24 protein-coding genes and 7 pseudogenes are annotated in these 23,200 nt (G+C 39.7%); 19 read left to right on the top strand and 12 right to left on the bottom strand.

Going from position 1 to position 23,200, the window contains the following annotated elements; all coding sequences use genetic code 11:
* Positions 1-25: 25 nt before the first annotated feature.
* From EGT49_RS09495 to EGT49_RS09470, 5 genes and pseudogenes are all read left to right on the top strand, one after another.
* Positions 26-568, top strand: a complete 543-nt coding sequence (locus tag EGT49_RS09495) for an Asp23/Gls24 family envelope stress response protein (RefSeq protein WP_135373765.1) — start codon at positions 26-28, stop codon at positions 566-568.
* Between the two features lie 15 nt (positions 569-583).
* The gene (locus tag EGT49_RS09490) at positions 584-835 is read left to right on the top strand and encodes a GlsB/YeaQ/YmgE family stress response membrane protein (protein ID WP_003680323.1); all 252 of its coding nucleotides are present in this window, start codon (positions 584-586) and stop codon (positions 833-835) included.
* 11 nt (positions 836-846) lie between these two features.
* Positions 847-987, top strand: coding sequence for a hypothetical protein (locus EGT49_RS09485; RefSeq protein WP_135373763.1), 141 nt, complete (start codon positions 847-849; stop codon positions 985-987).
* A 373-nt stretch (positions 988-1,360) separates the two neighbouring features.
* Positions 1,361-1,755 (top strand): annotated as a pseudogene (locus EGT49_RS09480) (SDR family oxidoreductase); the annotation flags it as partial.
* A gap of 394 nt (positions 1,756-2,149) precedes the next feature.
* Positions 2,150-3,070 (top strand): IS30 family transposase, encoded by a 921-nt coding sequence (locus EGT49_RS09470; protein ID WP_135373761.1) that lies wholly within the window; start codon positions 2,150-2,152, stop codon positions 3,068-3,070.
* Here the strand turns inward: EGT49_RS09470 and EGT49_RS12730 are convergent.
* Together EGT49_RS12730 and mobQ are read right to left on the bottom strand one after the other, a co-directional pair.
* Entirely contained in the window at positions 3,067-3,192 is a 126-nt protein-coding gene (locus EGT49_RS12730) for a hypothetical protein (RefSeq protein WP_281258482.1), read from the bottom strand. The two genes, EGT49_RS09470 and EGT49_RS12730, sit on opposite strands and share 4 nt — an antisense overlap.
* Before the next feature lie 183 nt (positions 3,193-3,375).
* On the bottom strand, positions 3,376-5,436 hold the full coding sequence (gene mobQ / locus EGT49_RS09460; RefSeq protein ID WP_135373759.1) for a MobQ family relaxase: 2,061 nt from the start codon (positions 5,434-5,436) through the stop codon (positions 3,376-3,378).
* A gap of 269 nt (positions 5,437-5,705) precedes the next feature.
* Here mobQ and EGT49_RS09455 point away from each other — a divergent pair, with 269 nt between their 5' ends.
* Together EGT49_RS09455 and EGT49_RS09450 are read left to right on the top strand one after the other, a co-directional pair.
* Entirely contained in the window at positions 5,706-5,915 is a 210-nt protein-coding gene (locus EGT49_RS09455) for a hypothetical protein (protein WP_054519259.1), read from the top strand.
* Between the two features lie 22 nt (positions 5,916-5,937).
* Positions 5,938-6,216 (top strand): hypothetical protein, encoded by a 279-nt coding sequence (locus EGT49_RS09450; RefSeq protein ID WP_056950637.1) that lies wholly within the window; start codon positions 5,938-5,940, stop codon positions 6,214-6,216.
* Here the strand turns inward: EGT49_RS09450 and EGT49_RS09445 are convergent.
* The 6 genes and pseudogenes from EGT49_RS09445 to EGT49_RS09420 form a co-directional block, all read right to left on the bottom strand.
* Positions 6,206-6,688, bottom strand: coding sequence for a hypothetical protein (locus tag EGT49_RS09445; RefSeq protein WP_135373756.1), 483 nt, complete (start codon positions 6,686-6,688; stop codon positions 6,206-6,208). The genes EGT49_RS09450 and EGT49_RS09445 overlap by 11 nt on opposite strands.
* Positions 6,678-6,959, bottom strand: a complete 282-nt coding sequence (locus EGT49_RS09440) for a type II toxin-antitoxin system RelB/DinJ family antitoxin (RefSeq protein ID WP_135373754.1) — start codon at positions 6,957-6,959, stop codon at positions 6,678-6,680. Before EGT49_RS09440 ends, EGT49_RS09445 begins: the two co-directional genes overlap by 11 nt.
* Positions 6,960-7,218: 259 nt before the next feature.
* The gene (locus tag EGT49_RS09435) at positions 7,219-8,328 is read right to left on the bottom strand and encodes a replication initiator protein A (RefSeq protein ID WP_135373752.1); all 1,110 of its coding nucleotides are present in this window, start codon (positions 8,326-8,328) and stop codon (positions 7,219-7,221) included.
* A gap of 602 nt (positions 8,329-8,930) precedes the next feature.
* Entirely contained in the window at positions 8,931-9,179 is a 249-nt protein-coding gene (locus EGT49_RS09430) for a ribbon-helix-helix domain-containing protein (RefSeq protein ID WP_002825834.1), read from the bottom strand.
* A gap of 13 nt (positions 9,180-9,192) precedes the next feature.
* The gene (locus EGT49_RS09425; RefSeq protein ID WP_135373750.1) at positions 9,193-9,999 is read right to left on the bottom strand and encodes a ParA family protein; all 807 of its coding nucleotides are present in this window, start codon (positions 9,997-9,999) and stop codon (positions 9,193-9,195) included.
* A 96-nt stretch (positions 10,000-10,095) separates the two neighbouring features.
* Positions 10,096-10,497: pseudogene (locus tag EGT49_RS09420) on the bottom strand (recombinase family protein); the annotation flags it as partial.
* 59 nt (positions 10,498-10,556) lie between these two features.
* On the opposite strand from EGT49_RS09420, the pseudogene EGT49_RS09415 reads away from it, so the two are divergent.
* The 8 genes and pseudogenes from EGT49_RS09415 to EGT49_RS09380 all read left to right on the top strand — a co-directional run bounded on the left by EGT49_RS09415 (position 10,557) and on the right by EGT49_RS09380 (position 16,472).
* Positions 10,557-11,345 (top strand): annotated as a pseudogene (locus EGT49_RS09415) (IS5 family transposase).
* 157 nt (positions 11,346-11,502) lie between these two features.
* Positions 11,503-12,750, top strand: a complete 1,248-nt coding sequence (locus EGT49_RS09410; protein WP_135373748.1) for a betaine/proline/choline family ABC transporter ATP-binding protein — start codon at positions 11,503-11,505, stop codon at positions 12,748-12,750.
* A 2-nt stretch (positions 12,751-12,752) separates the two neighbouring features.
* Positions 12,753-13,382 carry an ABC transporter permease gene (locus EGT49_RS09405; RefSeq protein ID WP_135373746.1) on the top strand — a complete coding sequence of 210 codons (630 nt, stop codon included), beginning with the start codon at positions 12,753-12,755 and terminating at the stop codon, positions 13,380-13,382.
* Between the two features lie 11 nt (positions 13,383-13,393).
* Positions 13,394-14,323 (top strand): osmoprotectant ABC transporter substrate-binding protein, encoded by a 930-nt coding sequence (locus EGT49_RS09400; RefSeq protein ID WP_135373744.1) that lies wholly within the window; start codon positions 13,394-13,396, stop codon positions 14,321-14,323.
* Positions 14,323-14,985 carry an ABC transporter permease gene (locus EGT49_RS09395; protein ID WP_135373742.1) on the top strand — a complete coding sequence of 221 codons (663 nt, stop codon included), beginning with the start codon at positions 14,323-14,325 and terminating at the stop codon, positions 14,983-14,985. Before EGT49_RS09400 ends, EGT49_RS09395 begins: the two co-directional genes overlap by 1 nt.
* 211 nt (positions 14,986-15,196) lie before the next feature.
* Positions 15,197-15,427 carry a helix-turn-helix domain-containing protein gene (locus EGT49_RS12830; RefSeq protein WP_135373740.1) on the top strand — a complete coding sequence of 77 codons (231 nt, stop codon included), beginning with the start codon at positions 15,197-15,199 and terminating at the stop codon, positions 15,425-15,427.
* Positions 15,406-15,507, top strand: a pseudogene (locus EGT49_RS09385) (toprim domain-containing protein); the annotation flags it as partial. The gene EGT49_RS12830 and the pseudogene EGT49_RS09385, both read left to right, overlap by 22 nt.
* 386 nt (positions 15,508-15,893) lie before the next feature.
* A complete protein-coding gene (locus EGT49_RS09380) occupies positions 15,894-16,472 on the top strand; it encodes a hypothetical protein (protein ID WP_235943123.1) in 579 nt (192 codons plus the stop codon).
* Positions 16,473-17,140: 668 nt separating this feature from the next.
* Here the strand turns inward: EGT49_RS09380 and EGT49_RS09370 are convergent.
* Both EGT49_RS09370 and EGT49_RS09365 read right to left on the bottom strand, forming a co-directional pair.
* On the bottom strand, positions 17,141-18,199 hold the full coding sequence (locus tag EGT49_RS09370) for a baeRF6 domain-containing protein (RefSeq protein ID WP_104796098.1): 1,059 nt from the start codon (positions 18,197-18,199) through the stop codon (positions 17,141-17,143).
* A 96-nt stretch (positions 18,200-18,295) separates the two neighbouring features.
* The gene (locus EGT49_RS09365) at positions 18,296-18,625 is read right to left on the bottom strand and encodes a MazG nucleotide pyrophosphohydrolase domain-containing protein (RefSeq protein WP_135373737.1); all 330 of its coding nucleotides are present in this window, start codon (positions 18,623-18,625) and stop codon (positions 18,296-18,298) included.
* 20 nt (positions 18,626-18,645) lie between these two features.
* On the opposite strand from EGT49_RS09365, the pseudogene EGT49_RS09360 reads away from it, so the two are divergent.
* The 4 genes and pseudogenes from EGT49_RS09360 to EGT49_RS09340 all read left to right on the top strand — a co-directional run.
* Positions 18,646-19,284 (top strand): annotated as a pseudogene (locus EGT49_RS09360) (conjugal transfer protein); the annotation flags it as partial.
* A gap of 313 nt (positions 19,285-19,597) precedes the next feature.
* Positions 19,598-19,645 (top strand): annotated as a pseudogene (locus tag EGT49_RS12825) (hypothetical protein); the annotation flags it as partial.
* Positions 19,646-19,660: 15 nt separating this feature from the next.
* Positions 19,661-21,580 carry a tetracycline resistance ribosomal protection protein Tet(M) gene (gene tet(M), locus EGT49_RS09345; RefSeq protein ID WP_000691727.1) on the top strand — a complete coding sequence of 640 codons (1,920 nt, stop codon included), beginning with the start codon at positions 19,661-19,663 and terminating at the stop codon, positions 21,578-21,580.
* Positions 21,581-21,737: 157 nt separating this feature from the next.
* Positions 21,738-21,827: pseudogene (locus EGT49_RS09340) on the top strand (IS30 family transposase); the annotation flags it as partial.
* Between the two features lie 41 nt (positions 21,828-21,868).
* Here EGT49_RS09340 and EGT49_RS09335 read toward each other — a convergent pair.
* Positions 21,869-22,336 (bottom strand): Dps family protein, encoded by a 468-nt coding sequence (locus EGT49_RS09335; RefSeq protein ID WP_003587210.1) that lies wholly within the window; start codon positions 22,334-22,336, stop codon positions 21,869-21,871.
* Between the two features lie 481 nt (positions 22,337-22,817).
* On the bottom strand, positions 22,818-23,200 hold a 383-nt coding region (locus tag EGT49_RS09330), incomplete at its 5' end, for a transposase (RefSeq protein ID WP_128513402.1).

The following is a 23,200-nucleotide window of genomic DNA, read 5'->3' as shown; positions in this document are numbered from 1 at the left end:
GTTTGAATTATAAGGAGGAAAAATTATGCAGAATGGAACGCCAAGTGAGAAAACAACAACTAACGAGAAGTCTGGTGTTAAAGGCAATTTAACATTTGATGATAAGGTTATTCAAAAGATCATTGGTATCGCACTTTCTGAAGTAGATGGCTTATTAACCGTAGATGGCGGCTTTTTCGCAAATGTTGCTGAAAAACTAGTTAATACTTCAGATGTCACATCAGGAATTGATGTAGAGGTTGGAAAAAAGCAGGTTGCAGTGGATCTCGACATTGTTGCTGAATACGGCATTGATATTTCTAAACTGTATGACAAAATCAAAAATGTTATCGTTCGGGAAGTAAAGAATATGACCGAATTAGAAGTAATTGAGGTAAATGTGAATGTTGTTGATGTCAAGACAAAGGGGCAACATGAAAAAGATTCGATTTCTCTGCAAGATCGCGTGAGCGATGCCACAGACAAAACGAAGGAAGCCGTCAGTAAGGGCGCAAATAAATCGAAGGAAACATTAGGTGACAGCGTTGATAAAGTAACGTCTGACAATAAATCTAGTCGTGTTAACTAAAGGAGGTGAGTAAATATGGGACTTATTTGGTCATTAATCGTCGGGGCAATCATTGGTGCAATTGCTGGCGCAATCACTAACCGTGGTGCTGCTATGGGCTGGATTGCAAACATCGTAGCTGGTTTAATCGGTGCGTGGATTGGACAAGGGCTCCTTGGCACTTGGGGCCCTTCGTTAGCTGGCATGGCATTGATACCATCGATTATTGGGGCAATTATTTTAGTTCTGATTGTTTCGTTAGTCGTTGGTCGAACCAGTAAAAAGTAAGGGGGAATTTTATGGACGTCTTGAAAAATGTATTTAAGTTTATGATCGCTTCTACGCTCATTGTAGGTGGTGTCCTCATCGGTGGCACCGTCTTGGCTGCTAAGAAAGTAGATGGCATTGGTTATACATTGCAACAAAAATTACATGGATAATTAGCCAAATTTATCTGTATTAGGCTTCTTAGAACGTAAATAATTAAGCAATTGAAGATCAGTTAATCAATATTTAAATTGGGAAGATAACCCTTTATAAATATAGATTGGAATTTTTTTGATAATTAATCAAAGCAGGCACTTTTTTACATAGGTGCTTGCTTTTATTTATCTATACATTATGACCTAGCAGTTAAAAACTGTTTTTACAGATATAAATATAGTATTCTTACTGATTCTTTAATTTTATATTTGGTTAAAGAGCTAGGCTGCCTGTATAATAGATCCAGTAGAGAAGTTAAGGCGGTGGCTATTTCCAATCGGAGGTGGTGCTTATGGTGTTAAACCTTTAAAGCCCATAAGGTAGATTGCAAATGTTTTCAGCTTAATTTGGTTAGTCAGGGAGGCATTGGAATATATGCCAAACGGCAGTAGCATCATAACAACTAACTCTATTCAAGCAGAAGATTCTTCAGCATATTTAATTGATTATGCAGGGACTAAGGCTGCAATTAAAAATACAACGTTTGGGTTAGCAAAACAATTAGCTCAGCGAGGCATTCGTGTCAATAGTGTTGCTCCAGGTCCTATTTGGACACCGTTGCAAGTGGTAGGAGGACAATTAGCAGAAAATATACCTACGTTTGGTAAGGATACTCCCCTAGGTAGAGCTGGGCAACCCTCTGAGTAGCCGGAGCATATGTTTTTCTGGCTTCAGATGCGGCTAGTTATATAACAGCTACATCTATCAATGTTACGGGGGGCTAATTTAATTAAATTTCTTTCTTATATCTACGCGTATCTACGCGAGAATTCTAATTTTATCCAAAGTATAGAGGGTGCTAAAGAATGAGTATAAATAAGCAAAAAATTTCGAGAAACAAAGTGTTAAATCTATTAACTTTATTCCAACTCTTAATAAGTTTATACCAAGTCATTAAGACCATTAAAAAGGGAAAATAAATGAAGTGCCCTAAAATTGTTAGACATAATCTAACAATTTTAGGAGCACTTTTTTTATGACCAAATACTCTTCAGAATTCAAAGTTAAATTAGTAAATGAGGTAGATTGTAAAATTAATCCGAACGCTGTTCGGACAAAAAAGATCAGCTTCCTTTAAAATGGTGTTTACCACAAACCCATCTTTTAGGAGCTGATCTTTTGTCTAGTATAATCTATTCCGAACGAATTAAAATCGAAACCCTTTGTGAACTAGGGCTGTCCAATATCCAAATGGGCATTCGGCTGAACCGATCACCGTCAACAATTTCTTATGAATTATCTCGATGTCAACCTTATCAGGCTGAATTAGCACAAACAGATGCCGAATACAAGCGATCACGATGTGGTCGGAAAACTAAGCTGAGCGATGAGTTAAAGCAAAAAATTCTCAACCATTTACGTCTAAGCTGGTCACCAGGAATGATTGCTCACGAATTTAAACTAGCTATTTATAATTGGCTAAATCAGGGGAGAATTGATTTCTCCTTGAATGATCTACCTGAACATGGCGTACGCCAACGGCGTAACGTTGACCAACGATCCAAATATAATCAATCTTTGGGGCGATCAATTGAACAGCGTCCCATGATGATTAATCAACGTAATCGCATCGGCGATTTTGAACTAGATACAGTCGTTGGTCCTCGTGGGTATAGTAAGGCAGTTTTATTAACTTTAATCGATCGAAAATCACGGTTCCTTTGGGCATACCGGTTAAAAGATCGGACGACAGTGACTGTTAATGAAGCACTAACTAAGTTCCTAACCACTTTTAATGGTCCGGTGCACAGCTTTACTGTGGACCGTGGCACTGAGTTTAGTGGGCTAGTATCACTTGAATCACAATATGGTATTAAGACCTATTACTGCCATGCTTATACGCCAGCCGAACGTGGTAGTAATGAACGCTTTAATCGGAATTTACGTTATTTTTATCCTAAAGGGACTCGTTTTGAACACATTAGTGCTCAAGATTTAACGACGACGTTACTCCAAATTAACCAGCGACCGCTTAAAATACTCGACTGGCAAACACCGTATCAGGTTATGCTGACAAATTTGTCCAAAAATTCGGATTAAATTTGCAATCTACCATTGAGATACTTTTTAAATTGGTCACTATCAGTTAATTTTAGGATTTGCTGTTCAGCCTGGGCGACTAATTGTGCTTTCCAAGCCTTAACATCTGCTTTATTTGGCATAAGTTACCCCTCCTCATCTTCAAAAATATCATTCAATGTTGGCAATGATCTTATTTGAATCGGGGTCGTGCCATAAAGGGCAACGTAGCCATCGGCTAATTTTTGCCAAGCCACTTGATAATAAGCCCCATTTTCAGTAATTTCTTTTAAATACTTATAGGCGCCTTTAATTTTACATTTAGATTACAAGTGCATGCCCCCATCTTCATGCCGGTTTCTAGTTTGATGTTGCCGCTGCTTTTTCGTCATTGCCCACTCGGTCTCCTTTAGTCCACGTAGTTGCTGTTTTCTTAGATAGTCCGTATTTTTCGCATATAAAATGGTCATTAAGGCTTCGTCCAAAATATTAGTCAGGTAGTTTTTCGAGCTAGTTGGGTAATAATTAATGGCCTGATAGTCCTTAATTTGGTCTTGCTTATATTGATCAAACCGTGTTGTCTGTTGTTTCAAACGGGCTTGCACCATTTCAATTTGTTGGTGATCCAACTTAGGATCTTGGCCACATTCGCCGATAAACAGTTGCCGGGTGCCATCATGTTTTAAGACCCGTTGCAGTCGATGATCCTGAATATCTTTTAATTCCATTTTACCTAACAGGTAATTTAAACCGGCTTGGTGTTGCTGACTAGTAAAGACTACCGGTGGCTGCTGTTGTAATTGACTAAGATCATTGGCGCTTAATGGCTTTAATTCTGGGTCATAGTAAACCACAGCGGTATAGATTTGCTCCTTGTCAATCGTCTCTAGCTTATCGAGGTCACTGTCCGGAAAAGCAGTCGTTAGAATGCTGTTGTATTGAGTTTGCACTACGGCTTTAACTTCCCGCATGACCCGTAAATTTTTCACCGTTTTAGAAATGAATTCGAGTTCGTTAGGTTGATAAGCGGCTAGCATGCCCCGATCAGTATGCTTCAAATCGTCTAACTGGTGACCATGTTTGGCTAGTACCGTGGTTAATTGCTTCTCAATTGTTTGGGCTTGCTGATTAACTAACTGCCAGCTGGTATATGGCCGCTTGGTAAACGTCAATAATTGCTGGGTTAATAAGTCACTTCGAATATCCGCTAACCGTTCTGCTAATTCGCTACCTTTGAAAATTGTTTGTTCGCTATTAGTTTCTTTAATCAGTTCCCGTCGTTCAGCGGCGGTTGTCTGTTCAAAATCAAGTTCCGGATAAAGCTTTTTCGTTGCTCGTTCCACCACTTTATTTAACAACTGATTAGCTTGTGCTAGTGATGTCGTTTGCTGGTCAATGGTCAGTAGTTGTTTGGTTACATCTTCACCAACAGCATGTTTGATTAATAAGCTGTTTTTCCAATTAAACAGCATACGCTGTTTATCATCTAAATGTTCTAAATCGACATAGGTTTTCAATTGCTGACTTAGATGACTAATTGTGTGTTTTTCAGAGAACGATAGCTCGTCAGTTAACGCGTCAAAATGTTCATGATTTCTTATCTTTTCGTCAAGATTATGATATTTAGCTTGAACGTTTCTTTGCGCTCTAACTTGTTGATTAAATGCTTTTCGATTTTTTCTTTGGCTGTTAATGCCTTCGTGTTGGGTAGGTGTCTCTTGAATCCCTTGATCGACAAACGATTTTTCACTAATCCGATCCGGAATATTTTTTTGTGCTAAAGACTGATTAACACTTGTTGCCCAATTATGCCGCCACTCATTAATTTTTTCCTTTTTATCCCAATCAACCAACCAAATTTTTCTTTGTTTTGGAAACCCGCTTTTGGTTAAAAGTTGCTTGCCATTTTCATCTTTAATGTACTGCGTCTTTGCTTTTAATCCCCAACTACCATCGGGGTTAAATGGGCGATTGGTTAACATCACATGTGCATGCGGATTGTCTGAGTGATCGCGATGAATTGCTACGTCAGCTACCATACCTTGATCGACAAAATTTTCTTGCACATATTTTGTCAGTAATTCTTTCTGTTCGGATTCACTTAATTCTACCGGTAAAGCCACGTTAAATTCTTTGGCATACCGTGAGTTTGATTTACGATCGTTCTTTTCAACTTCATTCCATAATTGTTCTCGATTACTGGCCCATTCTGGTGCATTTTCGGGAGTTAAAATAAAGCTTTCTGGCATAACCGATCGGGCATAAAAATAGTGGCGGCCTTCTTGATTATCAAATAATTTTTCACCACTTCTATAAGCGGCACTGGCAATAGCACTGCGTCCTTTACCAGCACTAATATTACTAAAACTCATATGAAATATTGCCATGTTAGTCACCTCTTTACTTTGATTCTATGGGCTTGACTTTGTTGTCGCCATTGGCGACTTCTAATACAGTATTTTGGGGTTAGTACAACATAGAATTCATTCTATGTGTAAGTGCGCATTGACCTCTTTTCACTCGGTCTGCTGATTCTCCTGAATTTATTTTTAGTGTATGCCTTCCGCTTCGCTATTTCAACTTTTATACTTTGACTTAATGTTTCCTATATGATATAGTTTCGGTGATTATTTCTAATATGATTTGAGGGATCGTTATGTCTAAAAGTAACTTAGAAAAACAAGAAGCTAAATTAAAAGCCCTTAATCAAAAAATTAAGGACGAAAAAAATAAGATTGAACAACGGCTAGGTAAACAAATCATCAGTCAAGCCAATTTAGATTATGCTAATTTGTCTAACGATCAGATTAAGCTTTTAGCTAAGCAATTTTCTGAATTTTTAAAGGTAAAGTCCGTAGATCATTAGCCATACGAGATGGGGAAATTCCATGTCTAATCAATATGAAAAACTAGTCGAGCAGCAAGCGCGTTTAAAACAAAAAATTGATCGGGAAGATTTTAAATTACGACAATCTAAATACTATGAAAATCGGCAAGCCCGCAAAGCCCGTTCTCGCCGATTAATTCAAAAAGGGGCTTTGCTAGAAAAATACTTTCAAGCTGATAATCTCTCGGTTGAACAAACCGAAGAGCTTTTAAAAATATTTGCCGATTACGTTAATGTCCATAAACCAAATAAACTCAAAAACGATCAACCTAATAACTAGGCCGATCGTTTTTATTTTCAGGATTGTGTTTAGCAAAGTCTTTTAACTGTTTTTGAATTCTTTGTGTAAGCTCTGCTTTACTTTCTTTGTGCTTCCTTTTACTTGATCGCTGTTGAATTATCTTTTGACCCTTACCTCTTCTTTTTGATTTTAGGTCAAGCATAAAATATGAAATTTTATTTTGATCTAGCTTACTTAAATGACCGATTTCTTTAAAGTTTAAACCGGCTTTGGGAAAGCGATAAATATTACCAAGATCGACCCAGGAAGGTTTCTTCAACCCAGCGGATTGCCAATCTTGAATCGGATAATATTGTTGCTTGATATAAGCCGACTTCTTTTCATACCGACTAGTAATTTTAAAAGCCTCGACCTTCTGTTCTGATACCCGACGAATTAAAACTGGCCGAGACTTGCCACCGTTAGTTTCTACAAAACTAACGTATAGGCTGACTAAGTCATTAGTCCTCATCTGGATCGTTGAGCCAATCAGCGACCTCTTTAGCGTCTTTGAGCTCGGTGACTGGTGTCCCTTCGGTCGCCTTTAAAAAGCGTAAATTAGCTCTTTCTTCTTCGCTTAAAGACACATTAAAAGGTAAAGCACCATTAGCAACAATCCGCTTGTAAAACATGTTAATGGCCGTGGTTGGATTTAAGCCCAATTCGCTTAAAATTGCTTCGGTATCATCGGCCAAATCTTTATCAATCTTGACTTGGACCCGTTTCTTTTCTTTAACTGCCATGATTGTCTCATCTCCTTTCTTTTACTACTACCATTATACTACCTTTTGAGTACCTTATCAATAGACAAAGCCTTGGCCTCAAATCACTTGAGCTTGGCGTTGATCTAAAGGCCGAACTTTTGAGCTGGTTAGCCTGGTTAGCTCTGACACTCATTTAAAAGCCCCTATTCTTCTGTTTAAGCCATTTAAATCTAGCTTAAGTATAAATAGGTTAGTAAGTCTTAAAATCACTTAGAAAAGATTTTGTAGCCTTTTAGGACTAGTAGTACAACCCACTGTTATCGTTGTCGGCCAATTTTTCTTCTTCGGGGTGTTTGGCCGCATATTCTCTAGCCGCTTGTTTATTCCACCAAACGCCAAATAGGTTTTGCATGGTGCCGTATAAGTAGTTCTCAACATTCTTGATGTGCTTCTCATTGCTTCTCAGGGCGTTAAAGTAGCGTCTCAAGGCTTTAGTCATTAGAGGCTTCAGTTCCTCATTATCAAGTGGGATTATGACGCCAATGTCCTGATGATCCTTTTCAACTCGGTATTTAGCATTCAGGATAATACCAATAAACCGGCGCATTTGTTGTGGGGTTCGGCACCAAAAGCTAAGTAGTTGCACAGCTTCGGGTTCTAAGAAAACTGGTAACCCACTGTCTTCATCAGTTAAGAAGTCATTAGCATGTTTCACGAGATCATGGTTTTGCTTTTCAATTTCTGCTGGTGAGAAATTGGCTGTGGAAAAGTCCAACTTTTGAGTATCTATATTATATCTATTAGTATCTAAATTATTAGTATAGTCTAGATCTTGTCTCTTTTTGAGAAGTCCGCTTGTACCAAGGGATTCAGACGTATCAGAAACGGTATCATGCGGGTTTCTCTTTTTGAGAAGTCCGCTTGTACCAAGGGGTTCAACGGTATCATGCGGGTTTCTCTTTTTGAGAAGTCCGCTTGTACCAAGGGGTTCAGGCGATTTTAATGGCTCTCGCTTAATATAAACGTCTTTTGCTGTTACTTCCAAATCTGCCAAATATAATCTATTTGGTTCGTTTTTGCCTGATCTTGGATTAAACCCCATATGTTTTTGATACAAAAGGTTTGCGTCCATTAATTCGTGTTTAATCTTATTGATTTTATTATTTGACCAGTTTCGTAAATCTTTTAGTTCATTGTTTGTGTATATGAAATATACGTTGTTATTTTCGTCAACCCAATTATTGCTTAGTGAGTAACTTAGACGATCGCGTAACACCGAATAAAGTAAAATGGCACTATCGCTAAGATCCTTATATTTTTCCCCTTGGAGTAAGATCTGCGGCAAAGCGTAAAACTTTACTTCATAGGCCCTTTTAGCATTTGTAAAGTTGAAGTTTGATTGATCCATAATAAAAGCTCCCTTTCTTAACTGACACACGTCGTCTTAAAGAGAGTTGCTAAAACATCTGACTTGTTTTAAAATACAAATCTGATATGCTTTAACTGAATTACAAAGCGAACATTGGACGTGATCGGCTTTGTAAATTCACCGGCATGTGTCTATTCTGGGTTGCCCATACGGCAACTTTTTTTAATTTCTAACAACAAAAATGGACTAAATAGCATTGGTTAGCCACTTAGCCCATTGGATTCAATTTGTTTTTAACTATCCTTCACTTGTCCCATAGGACTGGTTTGCGGTATAATTAACCTACAAATTAAGAACAATGTTCAGACGATTTTAACTTGGCGGTCTAAATCGTCTGAATCTAAGTAGCTAATAGCGAGCTACTTGCTAAACCTAAAATCCCCGATTCCTCGTGAATCGGGGATTTTTCTGTTTAGCTTGATCTATTTATTCTGTTGTTAAATTAATCTTAGTCTAGCATAGCGCTTACCTACAGGCAATCGTATTTGGTTTAGTGCACTTTACTAGTTTTTACCTAATCACAAATTAATCAAGCAAACAAATTGCGTATTTACTTGTTTGATTAATTATTTATTTAACTGTTAAATTGCATCTATGATTGAAGCTAAGAATTCTGAACGATTTTTAAATCCGTTTTTTCGGGCAGCCGTATCCATTTTTTTAAGTTGACTTTCAGTAATTGAGAAGGTCACAGATCGCTTACGCTCTACTTCCTTTCGGCTGATATTTTTCAAAAATGCGACTGCATCTTTCTTGTTGTCTTTCAATGTAGTTTCGTAACTTTCTCTCATTTCTTCGTCTTTTTTATGGTTGAATGAATCTAAACTCATAATCTAACTCTCCTTACTTGGTTTTATTTGCTAATTCTTGAAAAAGATGATCGGCGTGTTCTATGAACTTTTGATTTTGCTTTAAAATGGATTCATCATGATTGGCTAATTCAAATATTGAAGCGTGCCTTGCAGTAGCTTTATTAAAGAGCTCTCTTTCAGGAATTATAGTTGCGACTGTTTCATCGCCTTCTATGTGTTTTAGCAAATCGTGAGACATGCTTGTATTATGTCTAATCATATTACCGATAAAGAAAAGCTTTGCGTCAACGTAAGTTTCGCCAGTTCGATAGTCAAAAAGTGATTTTCTGAATTTTTCGAGTCGTGTTTCTAGGTCAAACTTGGCATTGTAGCCATGTTCACTGGGTGTAATGGGACTAAGCAGGTAATTACTGATAGCAATAGCGTTTTTAGTGATGGTGCTAAAATCTGGGTGCGTATCAATTAAGATATAGTCATAGTCGGTTAAGCTTAATGAATCGGAGTTGTTTTTAAACCACATGAACAACATCATTTCTTTGTTACTGTTATTTTCTAGATAACTTCCTAAAACATCTAGGTCTATAAAACCGGCTATTAAATCTAGATTCGGTCCGACACTGTCAATTTTTACTTTTTTAGCATTGTCATTTTCTTTAAACGCTTCAGCGATGGTATTGTTTCGTCGTGTTTTTTCAAAAACGGTTGTTAAATTGCACTGATGGTCTAAATCTATTAATAGAACCTTCTTACCATGTTTGGCTAACCAATCACCATAATTTAAAGTCAAGGTTGTTTTACCAACACCACCCTTGATAGCAGTAAAAGTAATAATCTTCATCTTGATACCTCCTTCATCCAGCTTAATTATATCATTAGTAGACAAATAAATAAACAAACAATTTATTAAATAATTAGGCTGACAATTAACTCATTTTTAAAGCTCATTTTTAAAGATTCTATATTTTTTGCGATATCTGATAAAGGTCGTCCGTTTAATCCCTGTATTACGGGCAACATCTACATCACTCATGCCTGCTTGATAAAGTTTAAAAGCATGTTGCAAGCGGGGATCGTCTGGGGTGTATTGGGGTTTGCGTCCATGATATTTGCCCTGCTGCTTGGCCAGAGAAATCCCTTGTTGTTGACGCTCAATAATCCGCTTACGCTCACTTTCAGCCTGGTACTTATACAGTTCAATGATGAGATTGGTCATGAGTTGACGTAAATTGGGGTCAGCAATCCCCGTCATGGACGGTAAATTCAACACATCTAGGGTGGCACCCTTATTTTGAATGGAGTTCATGATCTGAGTTAAATCCTGGTTGTTTCTGCCTAAGAAGCTGTCCAAGATCTATGATTTTTGATTTACTTCTATGTAAAAAGCGAGTTTAAGCTATGAAAAATTATCCCAGCAATATTACTCGGCAACAATTTGAATTAATTCGACCAGCTTTAGAAAATTTTCGTAAGCGAACTAAGCCTCGAAAATATGACCTCTACGAGGTCTTCTGTGCGGTCCTATATGTCTTGAAAACCGGTTGCCAATGGCGTCAAGTCCCACGGTAATTTCCCAGAATGGCGGTCAGTTTACAACTATTACAAAATTTGGTCAACTAAAGCTGAGCCTACGGCTGATTCTTTATTGGAACAAGTTTTAAAAAAATTGTCATTGCTCGGCGAACTTACCAAGGACGTTCAGCTTTAACTTCCTTTATTATCGTTGACGCTCAGAGCGTCAAAAACACCGCTACTGCTGAAAACAAAGGTTACGACGCTGGTAAGAAAATCTCGGGGATTAAGCGCCATCTGGCAGTTGATATCAATGGCTTTCCGCAGGCCATTCACATGACGCGAGCGAACGTCTCTGATCGAGACGGGGCCAGTGCCATGATCGCTTTACATGCCATGCATTTACGCCAGGTTCAAAATGTCTTAGTTGATGGTGGTTATTCAGGCGTTAATTTTCAGCTCGATGTAGCCAGTAATTTAAACGCAACCGTGCAGGTTGCGAAGCGCAATGAGTTGCATCGATTCGAAGTCATGCCCCAACGTTGGGTAGTCGAACGATCTTTTAGTTGGCTAGAGAATTGTCGGCGACTTTGGAAAAATTGTGAGCGTCAATTAACCACCAGTCTGCAAATGGTCGTTTTAGCGTTTTTAGCACTATTACTTAAGAGATTTTAGACAGCTTCTTAAGGAATACCTCATACACCCAGTTAACTTACAAATCACCCACCAACCCAACCCGCGCAAAACTCCCGCCCCACAACCGGTCTTCAATTAAAATACAATTAACTTCATGTGTTATTATAGAATCATCAAATAAAGGAGGGCACGTCAGATGCCAGAAGAACAACCAATGGTCCAGTTCAAGGACGTTGAAAAAGTTTATCAAGGCGGGAATGTCGCGGTCGAACATATCAACCTTGAGATTCATAAGGGTGAATTTGTTTGTCTTATCGGGACGTCGGGTTCCGGAAAGACAACCACGATGCGCATGATTAACCGCATGCTGGAACCCAGCGACGGCCAAATCCTGTTTAACGGCAAGGACATTCACAAAATCGATGCCGTAAAATTGCGGCGTCAAATCGGCTATGTTATCCAAAACATTGGCCTCATGCCGCATATGACCATTTATGAAAACATCACCATTGTCCCGAAGTTATTGAAGTGGCCGGAAGAAAAGCGACGCAAGAAAGCTAAGGAGATGGTGGACCTTGTTGAATTACCGGAAGATTATCTGGATCGCTATCCATCCGAGCTTTCCGGTGGCCAGCAACAGCGAATCGGCGTTATCCGGGCGCTTGCTGCGAATCAGGATCTGATTTTAATGGATGAACCTTATGGCGCTTTGGATCCGATTACCCGTGAGGCTTTGCAGGAACTGATTAAGAATCTGCAGGAGAAGCTTGGTAAGACCGTGGTTTTTGTCACGCATGATATGGATGAAGCGCTCAAGCTCGCAACCCAAATTGTGGTGATGGACCACGGGCATATCATTCAAAATGCGACGCCAACCGAACTGTTGACGCATCCAGCAAACAAATTCGTTGAGAACCTGGTCGGCCAGGATCGATTGGTTCAGGCGCGGGCTGATGTGACCACCGTTGAGCAGATCATGCTGAAGAATCCTGCAGCGATCACGCCAGGCAAGTCACTAGCTGAAGCGATTTCCCTAATGCGTAAACGTCGCGTTGATACGCTGTTGGTGACGGATGATGAAAATCATCTGAAAGGCTTCATTGATTTGGAATCGCTGGAAACCCGGTATCAAAGTGCTACTAGCGTTGGCGACATTACCAAGTCGAGTATCTTCTATGTGAATAAGAACGCTTTGCTGCGCGATACCGCTGATCGCATTTTAAAGCGCGGTTTCAAGTATGTGCCGGTGGTTGATAACGATCAGAAATTGGTCGGTATTGTCACCCGTGCTTCATTAGTTGATGCCGTTTACGACACCATCTGGGGCGAAAATGAAGACTATCAAGCCAGCGATAGCGCCAAAGAGTCGGCAACGCCTACCGATCAGGAACCGGCAACCGATTCGGCAGCGGCAGATGACCGAGAAGCACCTAAGGAGGTGTAACCATGTTTGCTTTTTTAAACACACATGGCAGTGAACTGATCACCAAAACCTGGGAACAGCTTTACATCTCGGCAATTGCGTTAGGTCTTGGGGTGATTGCCGCCGTTCCGCTGGGTATTTTGCTGACGCGTTTTCCTAAGACCGCTAAAGTCGTGATCGGTATTGCCAGCATGCTGCAGACGGTGCCATCATTGGCGTTGTTGGCCTTGATGATTCCTTTATTCGGGATCGGAAAAGTGCCAGCTATCGTTGCACTGTTCATTTACTCGTTGTTACCGATTCTGCGGAATACGTATATCGGTATGGAAGATGTCGATCCGGTGTTAATAGACGCGGCTAAAGGTATGGGCATGACGGCGATGCAATCGATTCGGCAAGTCGAAGTGCCTTTGGCGATGCCGGTGATCATGGCGGGCATTCGCTTGTCAGCTATTTATGTCATTGCCTGGGCAACCTTGGCTTCGTACATCGGGGCTGGTGGCCTTGGGGATCTGATCTTCAACGGTTTGAATCTCTTCCAGCCGGATCTGATTATCGGCGGCACGATTCCTGTTACCATTTTGGCACTGGTCATTGACTGGTTGCTTGGGCGGTTGGAATACCACCTGACACCTGTCAGTGAACGCGCTTAGGAGGTGGCAAGATGAAACAGTTCAAAAAATTATTTCTGTCACTTTTGCTGATTCCCGTTCTCTTGTTGAGCGGCTGCGGCTTTCCTGGCTTAGGCGGCTCCGGTAATGACGGGACGGTGCGGATCGCCTCGCAAACCAGTACCGAGTCGCAGATCATGGCCAATATCATTGCCGAACTAATCAGTCACGAGCTAGGTTACAAAACCACGTTGGTCAATAACCTCGGCTCCGGAACCGTGGTGCATCAAGCCATGGTCCGCAACGATGCCGATATTAGTGCTACGCGTTACACCGGCACCGAGATTACCGGCATATTAGGCATGAACCCGGTCAAGAACTCAGCTAAGGCCACCGCCATCGTCAAGCGCGAGTTCAAAAAGCGCTACGATCAGACCTGGTATCCATCTTACGGCTTTTCTGACACTTATGCCTTTATGGTGACGCAAAAAGAAGCCAAAGAAGACAATCTCAACACCGTTTCCGATTTGAAGAAAGTCGCACCGCAATATAATGCCGGCGTTGACTCCAGCTGGATGAACCGGAAAGGCGATGGCTATAGCGATTTTACTAAAGCATATGGCTTTGACTTTAAGCGGGTTTATCCGATGCAGATTGGTCTGGTTTACGATGCCGTTGAAGCAAACCGAATGCAGACAGTTCTTGGCTATTCTACTGATGGACGGATTAGCAGTTACAATCTGAAAGTACTGAAGGACGACAAAAACTTCTTCCCGCCTTATCAGTGCTCATTGGTCGTTAATAATAGCCTTTTGAAGAAATACCCTAAACTAAAACCGTTACTGCATCGCTTAGACGGTAAGATCAACCTGAAAACCATGCAGGAACTCAACTATCAAGTCGACGACCAGTTACTTGAACCAAATGTGGTCGCGCAAAAGTTTCTTGCCAAACACAACTATTTCAAAGGAAGTGACGACTAATGGCTAACATGGATACTTGGCAGCAATTCTGGTATTACCTTGCCAACAATGGTTCCTACGTGCTGAGTCAGTTCGCCCGCCATTTTCTGATTTCGATCTATGGGGTGCTCATCGCAGCGGTAATCGGCATTCCGGTTGGGCTGGCAATTGCGCGCCATCGCACCTTGAGTAACACAGTCATCGGCATCGCCAACGTCATTCAGACTATCCCCAGCCTAGCGATGCTTTCAATTATCATGCTGGGACTCGGACTTGGCGTAAACACCGTCATTGCCACGGTCTTCTTATACTCGCTGCTGCCAATCATCAAGAACACTTACACCGGCATGCAAAATGTCGATAAGAACCTGATGGACGCGGCTAAAGGCATGGGCATGACCCGCTGGCAGTCACTGTATATGGTCGAAATCCCCTTAAGCGTGTCGGTCATCATGGCCGGGATTCGTAACGCTTTGGTCGTCGCCATCGGGATCACCGCAATCGGCGCCTTCGTCGGAGCTGGCGGCCTGGGCGACATCATCATCCGCGGTACCAACGCCACCAACGGCGGAGCCATCATCCTCGCCGGCGCGTTGCCGACAGCGCTAATGGCCATCATCTCCGACCTCGTCCTCGGCTTCTTGGAACGCCGGCTCGAGCCGAAAGGAAAGGCTGCTTCATAAAAGTAGGTCTAACAGTTCATAGTTACTAAATAGGACGAGTGAATCTTCACATACGGAGATTCACTCGCCTTTTTTGTTTCTCAAGAGTAATTTGTTAGGATTGCTAATCTACGTAGTTTGGCACGGCCCAGAACTCATTGCCCAAATTCATACTAAATAAGATCTAATATAAGCCGTTTAATCCCACGGCTTTTTCTGGTATGCTTTCATCATGCCAAAAATATTTAAATACACCGAAAACCAAATTAATGAGCTCAAGACAACCTTCGAACACCACGAAAATGCGCGTGCAATTCGTCGCGTTCAGGTGGTCTTGCTTCGCGCCCAAGGACACTCAATCAAACAAGTCACCGCTGTAACTGGTGCCAGCAAAGCTAAAATATCTCGCTTGACATGCAAGTATTTTGCAGAGGGACTCGAGGGTCTTTCAAAGACCTGTTAACGAAGGCCGATACCATTATTGTTGCCACTGATAGTGGCCGAGAGGGTTCTAATATCGCATGGTCGATCATGACCCAAGCTGTTTTTACGTGGGCCTTTTTGTAAAATATATTGAACAACTTTTGCACAATTAAAATTGTTTTATATTATTATGATCATAAGTGATAATTTAGGACCATGTGGGCAGTTAATCCAATCTAGAGACGCCGTGACACAACAATGGAAAGAAGGAATGTCATATGAAGGGCAAGATTGTTATCGCAACGTTGACAGCATGCCTTTTAATCGGAGGTTGTTCGAAGCTCAGTACCAACTCTAAAACACCATCGACATCCATTAGTTCCGCTACGAAGGTATCTAATTCTGCAAAAGAGAAAATGTCTTCTAGTTCAATATCATCAAAGACCTCATCAGTAAAAGAGGATACTACAGATTCTCGAATTCAAGAGCTCAATCAGAGGTTGTCTATGGCAATTGGGACTACAAAAAAACCAACTGTTGATGGGTTGAACGAAAATCACAATCGCTTGAATATGCACTATATCAGTAATGCATACGGATATACGGTTTATTATAGTGTTGGAGCTACAGCCAAGGAATTTAATGCCAGCACCTTAGCTAGCGAAACGCCTTATGCAACATTCAATAAAACCGCCTATGTCTCCACAGCGGCTGCAGTGACCGCGGTTAATCACCACGCACAAGAGACTGGGTTACCGGTCATTGATCTTGGGAGTGGTGTTCAGGGGACTATTGATCGAGGAGCTGGACAAGCTTATCTCACATGGCAAGCAGGTCGCTGGTCGGTAACAGTACATGCCTCACCTGTCATGGGCCAAGATCCAGTTGCTATGAGCAAACAACTGGTAGCATTGTTTAACCAGTACTCGCTTCCCATTCCGAGCCAAGTTGGGGCAGGCAACTTTGATGTCACTGATAATGGATTAAACCAAACTATTACTTGGCAAGAAGGTGCCATCTTGTATAAAATATCTGCACGTTCAGCCGAAACTGCCATTAAGATGGCTTCAAGTATGAGTCGTTAGTCGAGTGGCTTGCGTTTAACGAAAGCTGCGATTGATCAAGTAGCTTCTGAAGGTGTTCAATCTGCTTGTCCTTTTCTCGAAGCTGCTCTATGAGAATATTATTTGACTGCACACTCGCGTCTTTAGTATGTACACTGTGCGTTTCAAGTGTGCGTTCTGAGTGTGCCCCCTTGTGTGCGATCATCTCTTTTATGGCTTTCACACCAGCATCATTTATCACTATTCGGTGTGCGTTCTTGGCCATATACCGAGCACGAAAAGACGCACTTAAATATTTGCGAATACCAGATTTAGATAGATTCAATTCTTCCGCGAGTTCTCTGATCGTTTTGCCCATATAGCTGTCCTCATCTCGTGCAATCTGATGTCAATTATAGCAATGGCTACACACGACTACCCATAAAAATACCCGAAACGATCTTAGAAATCGTTTCGGGTCACTTATTTGAATTAGATTTTAGGCCTCATCTGAAGATGTTTCTGGCCGATCCGTTAGGGTACCTGCGATGATTAACAGGGCAATTGCCCAGATTGAAAATATCAGCTTTTTCATTATCGACTCTCCAAAAAATAATAGGCCATTAGTTTATTATTTTTTGGTGGTTTTCGCAAGTCATCAAAAAGCTCACAGAACAGCCCCGTTTAGGCGTGCTCTGTGAGCTTTTCGATTAATAAGTTGTTGCTTCCAATAAGGCTGGTGATTGTGGTTCTTCTTGTTTAAGAACAACCACCTGACTGTTAATCTTTAAGGCACGAGAGATAATTCGGTTGATGTCATTGTATAGGTGGTCATCGACGCTATTGGATAGGTTACCAACGTTAACAATCAGCTTGTTTAGTTGGTTTGTATCAATTGCTTGGTCAATTTCAGCTGTGTCAGTTAATACCCGCTTGTTATTAATGGCAGCAACATCGTCAGTGATTGTTTCAACCTCTTGTTCACTGATTTCGTTGCTAGTGGTCTTTTCAATTTGGGCATTTGTTAAGTCCGTTGGGGATTTGCTAATTTGAATTTCAGATAGAGACAGCTTTTCTGAAATTCGTTTGAATAATGCCAGATTTTTAGGTAATCCCATTAAGACGATTGGAACAGTTAAGTCAATAGTTTCAACCAGATACTTATTGATTTCGCGGTAGTAACGCTCTAAATCAATCTGTTTTTCCTTGCTTGTTTCATTGTGGCCATGGAAAGTTGTTGAACCACCTTGACCAATAAAGTTAAGTTCACCACCACGTTTTTCTGATCCTAATGTTTCCACTAGGTCGGTTGGGGCGTCTGCATCTAATTTCACGGGTGCAACTGTTTTATCAACAATTTTGAATAGTCTGAATGATGTTCCCTCTAACGCTAACAAGTAATACATCTTGTTTGGTTGCTCACGTAAAATAGATAGTAAGTCGGGAGATTTGCTAATTGTTAACTTTACTTCGTCAACAGTTGTCCGTGGTAAAACGAACAACTCTAAAGTATTACCTTGAATGAATAACGTTATCCCTTGGTATGGTAGGTTCTGATCAATCAAGTTGTCTACCTGACGTTCAAGCTCTTTATAGTTTAACTCAGGGTGTTCCATAGAATATTTTTTAATTTCTGTAAGCGCACTCTTTAAGTGCAGACGCTCATCTTGTTGGTATTTTAATTTATTTAAATTAATACTCAAGGTGAGTACATCTTCATTCGGAGTCAGTGTCTTCGGCAAGTTTTTCAGTGTAATTAGTTTTGTCATTTATGTCACGCTCCCTTTGTTTGTATAACTTTATTATAACAAAAAAGTGAGTAGGGAGGGTCAAATGAGTCTGATGCCTACCGTAGCAACTTTCCATTAAGCACCTTGATTTGATTCGAAATGTTTATTTAGCTTCCGCTCGCTATATTCCATTAAGGATGTGGGGTCAATGTCGTATTGACTACAAATTATCAGTACTTGGTCAATGACGTCTGCAAGTCCTTCATTTAAGTTATCAAACTTTTCACAGGTTGATAGCTTGCGCTCACCTGGATGATCGCGACCGAATTCAATTGAACGGATTGCTCTTGACAGTTCACCAACCTCTTCGGTCAAATAATTTAGCCTAACTGGAGGAGTGTACTTATACCAATCTCGTTGTTTGTAAAAGTCTACTAACCAATTTTCATGATCTTTTAAATTCATCCACAATTCCTCCGTGATAATCCCAAGAAGCCATTGATAAACGAAATGAGAAATTGACCCATTATTTGACGGAAGAATTGCAGGTATTAAATGAAGAAATGATTCGTAAGGATATTCCTACTAGTTCTAGTGTGAACGATATACAGGTGTGGCAGGTTTCTCAAGTGAATGAGAACACCTTTGAGGTACTGTTTTCTGTTGAACAAGTTATTACCGAAGACAAAGACAAGGAAACTATATCGTCTAGCTTTCATGTGGTTGTCCATATAGATGAATCAGATAATATGGTTATTATCAAAAATCCGACAATGAGTAAGAAACCTCAAAAATCGGACTACCAACCCAAACAGCTAGAAAGTGACCATACAGTAGATACAGAAACGATGGACGAAATCATTAGCTTTTTAGAAACGTTCTTCCAGCTCTATCCTACCGCCACAGAAAAAGAATTGACTTACTATGTAAGTAATCATGTGTTACCTATGATTAACAAGGAATATGTTTTCGAGGAATTGGTGAATCCTATCTTTACCAGAAAAGATAACCAAGTAATCGTGAATGTCGCTGTGAAATATTTAGATCAAGAAACAAAGGCAACCCAAATCTCGCAATTTGAGTTGATATTAGAAAAACAAGATAATTGGAAGATTGTAAAATAACAAATATTGGTACATGATTACAGATACTTTGTAATCATGTACTCTTTTTGATAAAAAATTGGAGATTCCTTTACAAATATGCTCTTACGTGCTATTATTTAAGTGACTATTTAAAAGGAGTTAATAAATATGCGGCAAGGTATTCTTAAATAAACTGTCAATTTGATAGCAGGAACAAATAATTAGATGTCCTTTTTTAGGAGGGCTTAGTTTTTTGTACCCAGTTTAAGAATACCTTTATCATGTGATTCTAAAGTATCCAGAGAATATCTGTATGCTTTGTATACCTATGGTTATGCATAAAAATCCCAGTGATAAAAGTATTTATCACTGGGATTTTTATGCCCTTTTGGGTTTTTGAATGGAGGAAAATCACATGAAAATTATTAATATTGGAGTTTTAGCTCATGTTGATGCAGGAAAAACTACCTTAACAGAAAGCTTATTATATAACAGTGGAGCGATTACAGAATTAGGAAGCGTGGACAAAGGTACAACGAGGACGGATAATACGCTTTTAGAACGTCAGAGAGGAATTACAATTCAGACAGGAATAACCTCTTTTCAGTGGGAAAATACGAAGGTGAACATCATAGACACGCCAGGACATATGGATTTCTTAGCAGAAGTATATCGTTCATTATCAGTTTTAGATGGGGCAATTCTACTGATTTCTGCAAAAGATGGCGTACAAGCACAAACTCGTATATTATTTCATGCACTTAGGAAAATGGGGATTCCCACAATCTTTTTTATCAATAAGATTGACCAAAATGGAATTGATTTATCAACGGTTTATCAGGATATTAAAGAGAAACTTTCTGCCGAAATTGTAATCAAACAGAAGGTAGAACTGTATCCTAATATGTGTGTGACGAACTTTACCGAATCTGAACAATGGGATACGGTAATAGAGGGAAACGATGACCTTTTAGAGAAATATATGTCCGGTAAATCATTAGAAGCATTGGAACTCGAACAAGAGGAAAGCATAAGATTTCATAATTGTTCCCTGTTCCCTGTTTATCACGGAAGTGCAAAAAACAATATAGGGATTGATAACCTTATAGAAGTGATTACGAATAAATTTTATTCATCAACACATCGAGGTCCGTCTGAACTTTGCGGAAATGTTTTCAAAATTGAATATACAAAAAAAAGACAACGTCTTGCATATATACGCCTTTATAGTGGAGTACTACATTTACGAGATTCGGTTAGAGTATCAGAAAAAGAAAAAATAAAAGTTACAGAAATGTATACTTCAATAAATGGTGAATTATGTAAGATTGATAGAGCTTATTCTGGAGAAATTGTTATTTTGCAAAATGAGTTTTTGAAGTTAAATAGTGTTCTTGGAGATACAAAACTATTGCCACAGAGAAAAAAGATTGAAAATCCGCACCCTCTACTACAAACAACTGTTGAACCGAGTAAACCTGAACAGAGAGAAATGTTGCTTGATGCCCTTTTGGAAATCTCAGATAGTGATCCGCTTCTACGATATTACGTGGATTCTACGACACATGAAATTATACTTTCTTTCTTAGGGAAAGTACAAATGGAAGTGATTAGTGCACTGTTGCAAGAAAAGTATCATGTGGAGATAGAACTAAAAGAGCCTACAGTCATTTATATGGAGAGACCGTTAAAAAATGCAGAATATACCATTCACATCGAAGTGCCGCCAAATCCTTTCTGGGCTTCCATTGGTTTATCTGTATCACCGCTTCCGTTGGGAAGTGGAATGCAGTATGAGAGCTCGGTTTCTCTTGGATACTTAAATCAATCATTTCAAAATGCAGTTATGGAAGGGATACGCTATGGTTGCGAACAAGGATTATATGGTTGGAATGTGACGGATTGTAAAATCTGTTTTAAGTATGGCTTATACTATAGCCCTGTTAGTACCCCAGCAGATTTTCGGATGCTTGCTCCTATTGTATTGGAACAAGTCTTAAAAAAAGCTGGAACAGAATTGTTAGAGCCATATCTTAGTTTTAAAATTTATGCGCCACAGGAATATCTTTCACGAGCATACAACGATGCTCCTAAATATTGTGCGAACATCGTAGACACTCAATTGAAAAATAATGAGGTCATTCTTAGTGGAGAAATCCCTGCTCGGTGTATTCAAGAATATCGTAGTGATTTAACTTTCTTTACAAATGGACGTAGTGTTTGTTTAACAGAGTTAAAAGGGTACCATGTTACTACCGGTGAACCTGTTTGCCAGCCCCGTCGTCCAAATAGTCGGATAGATAAAGTACGATATATGTTCAATAAAATAACTTAGTGTATTTTATGTTGTTATATAAATATGGTTTCTTGTTAAATAAGATGAAATATTTTTTAATAAAGATTTGAATTAATCCGAACGCTGTTCGGACAAAAAAGATCAGCTTCCTTTAAAATGGTGTTTACCACAAACCCATCTTTTAGGAGCTGATCTTTTGTCTAGTATAACCTATTCCGAACGAATTAAAATCGAAACCTTTTGTGAACTAGGGCTGTCCAATATCCAAATGGGCGTTCGGATTAATTTTAAAATCTACCATAAGTCTACCGATTTTTTAATATTATTTTATTCATCAATTTCCGGCGCCGACCCAAGCTCTGCCTGAATCATCCAGATTTTCTTCTCAATTGCGGTTTTGAGACCAATGAAAATATCTTGGGTACTGAAGTCTTTTTCAACATCGGATACTTCAATGCCGTGTTGGTAAAGGTCTTCCAAGTAACGATAGCCATCAACTAAGTGTGCGAGGCGTTCTGGGGTTGTTTTGTCCCATTCACCAGGCCAGTCTTGAATCTTAGTGTTTTCGGCCATTTCTTTTAAGGTGGAGTAAGGACTGCCATCAAGCGCAATCAGCCGTTCAGAAATGACATCGAGTTGGCTGTCAATTTCTTCCATGAACTCATCCATCAAGGGGTGCAACTTCAAAAAGTTGGGTCCACGCATGTACCAATGCGTCTGATGGATAATCATTGACATCTGGCTCAAATCGGCAACGAGTTGATTTAATACTGCTTTGGTTTTCGTATATTTCATTAGATTGGTCTCCTTTCGATATGGTTATTATAACTTAGTGGTAGCTTAATCTGAAACGTTATACACTGGCAAATTAAGTTATTTATAGCCCGTAGAATTAAGTCGTTTTGAAAAGATGGAGACGTTATATGGAAGATTGTAAAATTAATCTACAATTGAATTTTATTTACCTTATGAAGATGTTCAAAACGCGTTAAAGGAAAGTGCGCAAACCCCTTTATACGTAGAAAGGATGAATGGGTAGTGGGTAACAATGAGTGTAAATTAAATAAGGCACAAAAAAGGATGCTTAAGGATAAAGAAATATATAATCATTTCAATTTAGAAAATATTTCCAGTTCCATCAAAACGGAGCTAAACAAGATAGTGCATGACATCGATGACTAATACTTTAACACCAAACAGAAAGGGGCTATGAATATATGAGAGTGTCAATAATTTTGTGTACTTTTGAAAATCCTTCTCTGTATGAAATGCTTACTTAAATAAACATGGAATCCAAGGTATCCTTGCTTCCTCGAAATCCACGATGTGCTCGTTCTTCGAACTTATCATTGTATTCTAGAATTTGAGTTGTCACGAATCGTTGAAGGGCATCCTCATTTGGAAACTGCTCCTTCTGGCGAATTTTCTTCTTCAACTTTTTGTTGAAAGCTTCAATCAAATTTGTTGAGTAAATTGATGCCCGAATGCTTGGCGGAAATTCGTAGAAGGTGAATAAGTTACTTAACTTACCCAATTTTCGCATCTGGTTGCTATATTTGCTTTTCCATTTCAAAATGAAGTTATCTAAAGCTTGTTTTGCTTCTTCAAGTGATTCAGATTGGCGAATTTCTTTAAATTCGCTCATCAAATCTCGCATAT

The sequence above is a fragment of the Companilactobacillus suantsaicola genome, from assembly GCF_004745525.1.
GTDB lineage: Bacteria > Bacillota > Bacilli > Lactobacillales > Lactobacillaceae > Companilactobacillus > Companilactobacillus suantsaicola.
The sequence above is the reverse complement of the archived record's forward strand: the minus strand, read 5'-3'. Positions and strand labels throughout refer to the sequence as shown.